Below are 9,346 nucleotides of genomic sequence, written 5' to 3'. Positions count from 1 at the left end.
GCGCGCCGCGCGGGCGGCCGCCGGCCGCCGCCCCCCCCCCCCCCCCCCCCCCCCCCCCCCCCCCCCCCCGCCCCCCCCCCCCCCCCCCCCCCCCCCCCCCCCCCCGGGCCCGGCCGGAGCGCGGCGGCCGGCTGCGCGGCGCCGTCGCCGTCCTCGGCATCTTCCTGGTCACGCTGGCGGTGGCCGCGGTCGAGTCGCTGCTCGGCACCGGCCTCGGGCTGGTCACCACCGCGGGCCTGGTCGCCGCCACCGCGATCGGCGCCTTCGCCGTCCGCCGCCGCGACCTGCTCAGCGTCGTGGTGAGCCCGCCGCTGGTGTTCGCCGCCGTCGCCGCGGTCAACCTGCTGGCCGCCTCGTCGGTGCAGCTCAGCGGCGTCAAGGCGTTCGTCCTGGTCATGGGCACCCAGCTGGTGCAGAACTTCCCGGGCATGGCGGTGGCGACGATCGCCGGCGTCGTCGTCGCGCTCATCCGGATGGCCGCCGGTCGCTGACCGCCGGTCTCAGTCCGAAGCGGCAGCCCGTGCGCCGCGCTTCGGCCGGAGCTCCGGCGGCAGCGCGAAGACCAGCCGCTCCTCGGCGGCCTTGACCGTCTCGACGTCGGGGTAGCCGCGCTCGGCCAGCCAGTCCAGCACCTCGCCGACCAGCACCTCGGGCACCGAGGCGCCGCTGGTCAGGCCGACGGTGGACACGCCGTCGAGCCAGGCGGGGTCGATCTCGCTGGCGAAGTCGACCAGGTGCGCGTCGCGCGCGCCGGCCTCCAGCGCCACCTCGACGAGGCGGACGGAGTTCGACGAGTTCGTGGAGCCGACCACGATCACCAGGTCGCACTCGGCGGCCATCTGCTTGACGGCCTGCTGACGGTTCTGCGTGGCGTAGCAGATGTCGTCGCTCGGCGGGGACTGCAGCGTGGGGAACCGCTCGCGCAGCTTGTCCACCGTCGCCAGGGTCTCGTCGACCGAGAGGGTGGTCTGCGACAGCCACACGACCTTGTCGGGGTCGCGGACCTCGACGTTCGCGATGTCCGCGTCGCCGTCGACGAGCTGGATGCGCTCGGGGGCCTCGCCGGAGGTACCCTCCACCTCCTCGTGGCCGCGGTGGCCGATGAGCAGGATGTCGTAGTCCTCCTTGGCGAACCGCTTCGCCTCGGAGTGCACCTTGGTCACCAGCGGGCAGGTGGCGTCGATGGTGCGCAGCGACCGCGCGGCCGCCTCGGCGTGCACCGCCGGGGAGACCCCGTGGGCGCTGAAGACGACGACGGAGCCCTCGGGCACCTCGTCGGTCTCGTCGACGAAGACCGCCCCGCGCCGCTCGAGCGTGGCGACGACGTGCTTGTTGTGGACGATCTGCTTGCGCACGTAGACCGGGGCGCCGTGGATCTCCAGCGCCTTCTCGACGGCCACCACCGCCCGGTCCACCCCGGCGCAGTACCCGCGCGGGTCGGCCAGCAGGACGCGTCCGCGCTGATCAGCCATGCCCCCCAGGGTACGTGGGCGGCGGCGTCGCGCCCGGGACTGAGAGGAGCACCACCGTCGGGTGCTTGTGCGCTGACCGGGTGTGTCGCGCGGGGGGTTCTGGGGCAGGCTGTGCGCATGTCCCGTGAGATCCCCCAGGTCGTCCGCGCCGCCGCCGGACTGGCCGCCACCGTGCTGGACGAGGCGCGCAAGCTGCCCGAGACCCTCCCCGGCCTCCCGGTGCGGGTGGTCGGGCTGACCATGCAGACGGCGATGTGGCTGCAGCAGCAGTACACCGGCCTGGTCGCCCGCGGCGACGAGGTGTTCACGGGCATCCGCGGCGAGGACGAGCCGGGGCTGGCCACCTTCGACGAGGACCTGCCCGCCGCCGCGGCACCGGCCCCGGCCGGCTTCCGCGACTCGGCGTTCGACCGCGTCGAGGTCTCCGAGGAGGAGCTGGTCGCCGGGCTGCCCGAGGACGACGTGGCGCTGCCCGACCCCGCCGCCGCGGCCGCCGCGGCCGCCGCCGACGCGGCCGCCGGCGACGCCCCGGCCCCCGGTCTGTCGGCCGAGGACACCCTCGAGGAGCTGGCCATCGAGGAGCTGGTGGACGACGAGCTCGCCGGCCTGCCCCAGGAGCCCGCGCCCGAGGAGGTCGTGGCCGCCGTCCAGGACATCACCGCCCAGGTCGAGGCCGCCGACCTCCCCGCCGCGCCCGACGGGGTCGCCACCGAGGACGCCGGCGCGGTCGAGGACGCGCTGCTCGAGTCCGACGCGGCGCAGGCGGCAGCAGCGCCCGGCGCTGCCCCGGAGACGGTGGCCGAGGAGGTCGACGTCCTCACGCCCGACGGCGGCGTCGCCACGGTCGAGGCGACCGTCACCGACGAGGGCGTCGCCGCCCCCGAGACCGGCCCCGCGGCCGAGGCGACCGACGAGGGCGGCACCCCGGTCGCGGCCGCGACGGGCGTGCGCACCGACGTCGACGAGGACGCCGGCCCGCCCGCCGACGAGGGCACCGCGGGCGCGCAGGCCGCCGGCACCGCCCCCGTCGAGGGCTACGACGGCTGGTCGATCGCCCAGCTGCGCGGCCGGCTGCGCGGCTACGCCCCCTCGACCGTGCAGCGGCTCCTCGACTACGAGGAGGCCACCCGGTCGCGGGCGCCGTACGTGCGGATGCTGCGCAACCGCCTGGAGAAGGGGCAGACCGCCTCCGCCTGAGGCCGCGTCCCCGCTTCCGGTACGGGAGCCCGCGGTCGCCCCGGGCTCTCGGTACCGAAAGCCCCCGCGCGGTCGTGTCGGCGGCGCCTGGCAGGCTCGTCGGCTGTGACCGCCCCCTCCTCCCCCGAGGCGCCGTGGCCGGTCCGCACCGTCGCCCGCAAGGTGGCGGAGTGGATCGGCCGGCTCGGCGAGGTGTGGGTGGAGGGCCAGGTCGCGCAGCTCTCCCGGCGCGGCATGTCCAGCACGGTGTTCCTCACCCTGCGCGACCCCGCCGCCGACCTGTCGATCCCGGTCACCTGCGGCCGCGAGGTCGCCGACCGGCCCGGTCTGGAGCTCGCCGAGGGCGCCCGCGTGATCGTCCGGGCGCGGCCCGACTACTACATCGCGCGCGGGTCGTTCTCGCTGCGGGCCACCGAGATCCGTGCGGTGGGCCTCGGCGAGCTGCTCGCCCGCATCGAGCGCATCCGCCGGCTGCTCACCGCCGAGGGGTTGTTCGACACCGCCCGCAAGCGGCCGCTGCCGTTCGCGCCGGCGGTCGTGGGCCTGGTCACCGGCCGCGACAGCGCCGCCGAGCGCGACGTCCTCGTCACCGCGCGCCGGCGCTGGCCGGCCATCCGCTTCGAGGTCGAGCACTGCCTGGTGCAGGGCCCGATGGCGGCGGCCTCGGTCATCGAGGGCCTGCAGCGGCTCGACCGCGACCCCGCCGTCGAGGTCATCGTGATCGCCCGCGGCGGCGGCTCGGTCGAGGACCTGCTGCCCTTCTCCGACGAGGGGCTGGTCCGGGCGATCGCCGCCTGCCGGACCCCGGTGGTCACCGCCGTCGGCCACGAGACCGACACGACCCTGGTCGACCACGTCGCCGACGTCCGCGCCGCCACCCCGACCGACGCCGCGCACCGCATCGTGCCCGAGATCGGCGAGCAGCGGCGCCTGGTGGAGAGCCTGCGCGCCCGCGCCCGGCACCTGCTCTCGACCCGCCTCGAGCAGCAGGAGCGCTGGCTGGACTCGGTGCGCAGCCGCCCGGTCCTCGCCGCGCCCGAGCGGCTGCTGCACGGCCGGGCCGACGACGTCGCCGCCCTGCGCGGGCGCGCGCTGCGCACCGTCACCCACCGCGTCGAGGGCGCCGAGCGCGACCTCGAGCACGCGCGCGCCCGGGTGGCCGCGCTCTCCCCCGCCGCCACCCTGCAGCGGGGCTACGCCGTCGTCCAGCGCGCCGACGGCTCGCTGGTGCGCGAGCCGGGCGCGGTCGCCGACGGCGAACTGCTCAGCGTGCGCGTGGCCGGCGGCCGGCTGCCCGTGCGCGTCGACCGCAGCAGCGACCAGGAGGAAGCGTGAGCACCCCGGAGCCGACCCAGACCTACGAGCAGGCCCGCGACGAGCTCGCCGAGGTCGTGCGCAAGCTGGAGGCCGGCGGGCTCACGCTGGAGGAGTCGCTGGCCCTGTGGGAGCGCGGCGAGGCGCTGGCCGAGCTGTGCCGGCACTGGCTGGACCGGGCCCGCGAGCGGCTGGCCGCGGCCACCCCCGCCGATCAGCCGGAGTAGGGCGCCACCGCCGCGGCCACGGTCTCGAGCTCCTCCTCCGACGCCGACCCGGTGACCACCACGGTCACGCCGTCGGCCTCGCGGCTGAGCACGGTCTCGGTGGCCCGGTTCTGCACCCGGGTCGAGCGGGTCCAGGCCTCGCCGTCGATCTGCACGCTGCCCTGCGGCTCGGCGTCGGCGAGCACGGCGGTCAGGGCGTCGGCGCCCGGGTCGTCGCTCACCACGAAGCCGGCGAACTCCTCGCCCGGGGTCACGTAGCCGATCTCGAGGGTCACGGCGGCGCCCTCCCCCGCCTCGCCGGCGTCGGTGCGCGCGCTGGTGGGCCGGTAGTCCTCGGGCAGGTCGGTGGGCACCAGCAGCGGGTAGCTCGCCCGGTTCGCCGCGAGGGAGATCGTGCTCGACGGGTCGATCGGCTTGACCGGGTTCTCGTCGGGGCCCTGCCGGAACGACTGCCAGGCGACGAGCGCGAGGACGATCACCACGAGCGGGACCAGCGAGCGCACCATGTTCGCGAAGCTCTGCCGGCGGGCGCGCTCCAGCCGCGGGTCGGGCGCCGGGGGCGCGTCCCCCTGCCCGGGCGGGTGCGGTCGCTGGTCGGTCGGGCCTGCAGGCATGCACCTAGGATCGCAGCACCCGGTGGTCGATCCCTGGAGGTCCCGTGTCGCTGCCCGACTCACTGACGCCGAGCGCCGGAGCGGGCTTCCGCACCGACCGCCCCGCACCCGACCGCAACCTGGCCCTCGAGCTGGTCCGCGTCACCGAGGCGGCCGCCATGGCCGCCGGCCGCTGGGTCGGCCGCGGCGACAAGAACGGCGGGGACGGCGCCGCGGTCGACGCGATGCGGGCGCTGATCGGCACGGTGAGCATGAACGGCACCGTGGTCATCGGCGAGGGCGAGAAGGACCAGGCGCCGATGCTCTACAACGGCGAGCAGGTCGGCGACGGCCAGGGCCCGGAGTACGACGTCGCGGTCGACCCGATCGACGGCACCACGCTCATGGCGAAGGGCATGCCGAACGCCATCGCCGTCATGGCGGTGGCCGACCGCGGGGCGATGTACGACCCGTCGGCGGTCTTCTACATGGAGAAGATCGCCACCGGACCGCAGGCCGCCGACGTCGTGGACATCACCGCGCCGGTCGCCGAGAACATCCGCCGGGTGGCCAGGGCCAAGCACTGCTCGACCGGCGACGTCACCGTGTGCATCCTCGACCGGCCCCGGCACGAGCAGCTCGTGCGGGAGGTCCGCCAGGCCGGCGCGCGCATCAAGTTCATCACCGACGGCGACGTCGCCGGGGCGATCGCCGCCGCGCGCGAGGGCACCGGCGTCGACCTGCTCATGGGCATCGGCGGCACCCCGGAGGGGATCATCGCCGCCTGCGCGCTCAAGTGCATGGGCGGCTCGCTGCAGGGCCGGCTCTGGCCCAAGGACGACGACGAGCGGCGGAAGGCCCTCGACGCCGGCCACGACCTCGACCGGGTGCTGCAGATCGACGACCTCGTCCGCGGCGACGTCTTCTTCGTCGCCACCGGCATCACCGACGGCGAGCTGCTGCGCGGCGTGCAGTACCGGGCCGGAGGCTGCACCACGCAGTCGCTGGTCATGCGGTCGCGCTCGGGCACCATCCGGCTGATCGACAGCCTGCACTCGCTGGCCAAGCTGCGGGCCTACTCCGCGGTGCCCTTCGACGCCGGCCCGGCGGAGGACTGACCAGCCGGCACGACGGCCGACGGCCCGGCTCCTCGGGGTGAGGAGCCGGGCCGTCGGGCGGAGCGGGGGCGGTCAGCCGGGGAAGGCGTCCGTGCAGAACCGCTGGGTGCCCTCGGGCTGGCGGCCGGCGCACGTGTCGGCGTAGCGCGTGTAGGCCTCCAGGTTCGGGTCGGTCGACGTGCCGGCGAACAGCAGGTCGCAGGAGGCCATGCTGCCGTCGTAGCAGTCCTGGGCCAGCGAGTTCCACGCCGGGTCGGTGCCCAGCCCGGTGGGCTCGATGGTGGGCGGCGGGACGTTGCCGCTCGGCGCGTCCGAGGTCGTCGTCCCCTCGCTGGTCGACGTCTCCTCGCTGGTGGTGGTCTCCTCGCTGGAGGTCGTCGTCGGCGTGGCGTCCTCGCTGGTGGAGGCCGTCGCGGAGGTGGTGCTGCTCGCGGTGGAGCTGTCGTCGTCGTCCCCGCCGAGGAACAGCACGAGGGCGACGACGATGCCGGCCACGACGACGACGCCGGCCACGATCAGGGCGATCAGGCCGCCCTTGCCCTTCTTCTCGGGCTGCTGCCCGTAGCCGGGCTGGCCGTACTGCGGCTGCTGCCCGTACTGCTGCCCCGGCTGGCCGTACTGCGGCTGCTGCCCGTACTGCTGCGCCGGCTGCCCGTACTGCGGCTGCTGCCCGTACTGCGGCTGGCCGTACTGCTGGCCCGGCTGCCCGTACTGCGGCTGCTGCCCGTAGCCGGGCTGGCCGTACTGCTGGCCCGGCTGCCCGTACTGCTGACCCGGCTGGCCCGGCGGCGGGTACTGCTGCCCGGGCGGCGGGAACTGCGTGGTCTCGTCGCGCTGCCCACCGCCGGGCGTCGAGCCGGCGCCGGTGGACCCGAACTGCTGGGTGGGCTCGTCCTGCGGGGACGACTGCCCCCAGCCCTGCTGCCCGGGCCGCTGGCCCGAGGGGTCGTTGCCGCCCTGGGGCGGGTTCGGCGGCTGTGACATGGTGCGGTGCTCCTCGGTTCTCGGCGGTGGCGCGGCTGAGCGTAGCCGCGCGTCCTGCGGGTTCGGGTCCGGCGCAGCGTAGGTGCGACCGGCGCCCCGACCGTGCCGCGCCGCACGGGCGGGGCCGACGTCGACGCCGTCCGCGGACCGGGGGTCGCACCTCCCCCACCGGCCCCAGGGGTCAGTCGTCCTCGAGGTCGGTGCAGCGCGCCACGGCCAGCGGCTCCACCCGGCCGCCGCAGGTCATCCCGTACCGCTCGTAGCCCGACATCGGCGGCGACAGCTGGTACAGGTCGTCGCAGGCGGCGAGCAGCCCGTCGTGGCAGCGCTGGGCGTAACCGTCCAGCCCGGGGTCGTCGCCGAGGCCGGTGGGATCGGCCGGCGGCGAGGTGGGCGGCGCCCCCGCCAGGTCGGTGCAGGACGACACGTCGTAGGCCTTGACCCGGCCCCCGCACGTCATCCCGTACTGCTCGTACGCCGATCCGGACGGCGCCAGCCCGAACAGCTCGTCGCACGCCGACAGGGTGCCGTCGTGGCAGCGTTGCGCGTACCCGTCGAGGACCGGGTCGTCGCCCAGCTCCGTCGGGGCGGCCGGCCGCCCGGTGGTGACCGCGCCCGGTGCCACCAGGTCGGCTTGGGAGCGGCCCAGCTGCCGCCCACCGATGACGACGGCCACCAGGACCGCGGCCGCCAGCACCGAGCCGGCGACGACCCAGACGACGGTCGCGCGCGTGCGCCGCCGCGGTGGCGGCGGCGCAGGCGGCCAGCCGGCCGGGGGGTGGCCGTACGGCGGCGGCCACGGGCCCGGCGGCGGGTACGGCGGCTGGGACATGGCTCCTCCGGGGGCGATCCGTCCGGCGGACTGTAGGCCGCTGCGCGCCGTCCACGGCCGGAGCCCGGGCGGACCGTGACCGAACGGGGATCTAGGGTCGCTCCCGGAGCACAGTCCCCACCGACACCTTCCGGGAGCGAGCGTGTCCGCACAGCAGGACGGCACGGAGTACCGCATCGAGCACGACTCCATGGGCGAGGTCCGGGTCCCCGCCTGGGCCAAGTGGCGGGCGCAGACGCAGCGGGCCGTCGAGAACTTCCCGATCTCCGGCACGCGCATCGAGCGGGAGCTGATCGCCGCCCTGGCGTCGATCAAGGGGGCCGCCGCCACGGTCAACGCCGACCTGGGTGTGCTGGACAAGGACGTCGCGGCGGCGATCCGCGACGCGGCCGCCGAGGTGGCGTCCGGCAGGTGGGACGAGCACTTCCCCATCGACGTCTTCCAGACCGGCTCGGGGACCTCGAGCAACATGAACACCAACGAGGTCCTCGCCACCCTGGCCGGCGAGGCGCTGGGTGCGCCGGTGCACCCGAACGACCACGTCAACGCCTCGCAGTCGTCCAACGACGTCTTCCCCTCGGCGATCCACGTCGCCACCACGCGGGCGATCGTGCGCGACCTCGTCCCCGCCCTGCGCCACCTCGAGGCCTCCCTCTCCCGCAAGGCCACCGAGTTCGCCGAGGTGGTCAAGAGCGGGCGCACCCACCTCATGGACGCCACGCCGGTGACCCTCGGGCAGGAGTTCGGCGGGTACGCGGCCACGGTCCGCTACGGCGTCGAGCGGCTGGAGGCCTCGCTCCCCCGCATCGGCGAGCTCCCCCTCGGCGGCACCGCCGTCGGCACCGGGATCAACACCCCGCCCGGGTTCGCCGCCGCGATCATCGACAAGCTGGCCGCCGACCTCGACCTGCCGCTGACCGAGGCGCGTGACCACTTCGAGGCGCAGAGCTCCCGCGACTCGCTGGTCGAGGCCTCGGGGCAGCTGCGCACCATCGCCGTCGGCCTGACCAAGATCGCCAACGACCTGCGGTGGATGGGCTCGGGCCCGCGCACCGGCCTGGGCGAGATCTACCTGCCCGACCTGCAGCCGGGCAGCTCGATCATGCCGGGGAAGGTCAACCCGGTCATCCCCGAGGCCACCATCCAGGTCGCCGCCCAGGTCATCGGCAACGACGCCGCCGTCGCCTTCGCCGGCACCACCGGCAACTTCGAGCTCAACGTGACCCTGCCGCTCATGGCGCGCAACGTGCTCGAGTCGATCCGGCTGCTGGCCAACGTCAGCCGGATCCTGGCCGACCGCACCGTCGACGGGATCACCGCGAACGTCGAGCGCTGCCGCGAGCTGGCCGAGTCCTCGCCGTCGATCGTCACGCCGCTGAACAAGTACATCGGCTACGAGGAGGCGGCCAAGGTCGCCAAGCAGTCGCTCGCCGAGCGCAAGACGATCCGCCAGGTGGTGCTCGAGCGGGGCTACGTCGAGCAGGGCAAGCTCACCGAGCAGCAGCTCGACGAGGCCCTCGACGTCCTGTCGATGACCCATCCGTGACGCGCACGGGGTGCGCGGCGCGCGCGTCGCGCACCCCGCTGCCGGGCCCGGGGCGGGCGGGGC

10 protein-coding genes are annotated in these 9,346 nt (G+C 75.6%); 6 read left to right on the top strand and 4 right to left on the bottom strand.

Going from position 1 to position 9,346, the window contains the following annotated elements; all coding sequences use genetic code 11:
• Window positions 1-131 precede the first annotated feature (131 nt).
• The gene (locus ACI78S_RS02590; RefSeq protein ID WP_456970642.1) at window positions 132-491 is read left to right on the top strand and encodes a DUF6542 domain-containing protein; all 360 of its coding nucleotides are present in this window, start codon (window positions 132-134) and stop codon (window positions 489-491) included.
• A 9-nt stretch (window positions 492-500) separates the two neighbouring features.
• Here the strand turns inward: ACI78S_RS02590 and ACI78S_RS02585 are convergent, their stop codons facing one another.
• A complete protein-coding gene (locus ACI78S_RS02585) occupies window positions 501-1,472 on the bottom strand; it encodes a 4-hydroxy-3-methylbut-2-enyl diphosphate reductase (protein ID WP_456970637.1) in 972 nt (323 codons plus the stop codon).
• A gap of 117 nt (window positions 1,473-1,589) precedes the next feature.
• Between ACI78S_RS02585 and ACI78S_RS02580 the strand changes: the two genes are divergently transcribed.
• From ACI78S_RS02580 to ACI78S_RS02570, 3 genes are all read left to right on the top strand, one after another.
• Window positions 1,590-2,669: a lipid droplet-associated protein gene (locus tag ACI78S_RS02580; RefSeq protein WP_456970636.1), complete on the top strand. Its 1,080-nt coding sequence runs from the start codon at window positions 1,590-1,592 to the stop codon at window positions 2,667-2,669.
• A gap of 105 nt (window positions 2,670-2,774) precedes the next feature.
• Window positions 2,775-4,004, top strand: coding sequence for an exodeoxyribonuclease VII large subunit (gene xseA / locus ACI78S_RS02575; protein ID WP_456970635.1), 1,230 nt, complete (start codon window positions 2,775-2,777; stop codon window positions 4,002-4,004).
• Complete coding sequence (locus tag ACI78S_RS02570) at window positions 4,001-4,210, top strand: exodeoxyribonuclease VII small subunit (protein ID WP_456970634.1); 210 nt, start codon at window positions 4,001-4,003, stop codon at window positions 4,208-4,210. Before xseA ends, ACI78S_RS02570 begins: the two co-directional genes overlap by 4 nt.
• Here the strand turns inward: ACI78S_RS02570 and ACI78S_RS02565 are convergent.
• Window positions 4,198-4,824: a DUF4245 domain-containing protein gene (locus tag ACI78S_RS02565; RefSeq protein WP_456970633.1), complete on the bottom strand. Its 627-nt coding sequence runs from the start codon at window positions 4,822-4,824 to the stop codon at window positions 4,198-4,200. The two genes, ACI78S_RS02570 and ACI78S_RS02565, sit on opposite strands and share 13 nt — an antisense overlap.
• 44 nt (window positions 4,825-4,868) lie before the next feature.
• On the opposite strand from ACI78S_RS02565, the gene glpX reads away from it, so the two are divergent.
• Window positions 4,869-5,921, top strand: a complete 1,053-nt coding sequence (gene glpX / locus ACI78S_RS02560) for a class II fructose-bisphosphatase (RefSeq protein ID WP_456970632.1) — start codon at window positions 4,869-4,871, stop codon at window positions 5,919-5,921.
• 72 nt (window positions 5,922-5,993) lie between these two features.
• On the opposite strand, the gene ACI78S_RS02555 is transcribed toward glpX, so the two are convergent.
• Both ACI78S_RS02555 and ACI78S_RS02550 read right to left on the bottom strand, forming a co-directional pair.
• Window positions 5,994-6,905 (bottom strand): hypothetical protein, encoded by a 912-nt coding sequence (locus tag ACI78S_RS02555; protein ID WP_456970631.1) that lies wholly within the window; start codon window positions 6,903-6,905, stop codon window positions 5,994-5,996.
• Between the two features lie 181 nt (window positions 6,906-7,086).
• Window positions 7,087-7,737, bottom strand: a complete 651-nt coding sequence (locus tag ACI78S_RS02550) for a hypothetical protein (RefSeq protein WP_456970630.1) — start codon at window positions 7,735-7,737, stop codon at window positions 7,087-7,089.
• Window positions 7,738-7,879: 142 nt separating this feature from the next.
• On the opposite strand from ACI78S_RS02550, the gene ACI78S_RS02545 reads away from it, so the two are divergent.
• Complete coding sequence (locus tag ACI78S_RS02545) at window positions 7,880-9,283, top strand: class II fumarate hydratase (protein WP_456970629.1); 1,404 nt, start codon at window positions 7,880-7,882, stop codon at window positions 9,281-9,283.
• Window positions 9,284-9,346 lie beyond the last annotated feature (63 nt).

The sequence above is a fragment of the Geodermatophilus sp. SYSU D00815 genome (genome assembly GCF_054050035.1).
Note: the sequence above shows the minus strand (reverse complement) of the source record. Positions and strands in the feature narration are given on the sequence as shown.

Bases quoted from the DNA above. Each gene is read 5' to 3' on its own strand.
- ACI78S_RS02585 (WP_456970637.1), bottom strand. From the start codon at position 1,472: ATGGCTGATCAGCGCGGACGCGTCCTGCTGGCCGACCCGCGCGGGTAC.
- ACI78S_RS02580 (WP_456970636.1), top strand. From the start codon at position 1,590: ATGTCCCGTGAGATCCCCCAGGTCGTCCGCGCCGCCGCCGGACTGGCC.
- ACI78S_RS02565 (WP_456970633.1), bottom strand. From the start codon at position 4,824: ATGCCTGCAGGCCCGACCGACCAGCGACCGCACCCGCCCGGGCAGGGG.
- ACI78S_RS02555 (WP_456970631.1), bottom strand. From the start codon at position 6,905: ATGTCACAGCCGCCGAACCCGCCCCAGGGCGGCAACGACCCCTCGGGC.
- ACI78S_RS02550 (WP_456970630.1), bottom strand. From the start codon at position 7,737: ATGTCCCAGCCGCCGTACCCGCCGCCGGGCCCGTGGCCGCCGCCGTAC.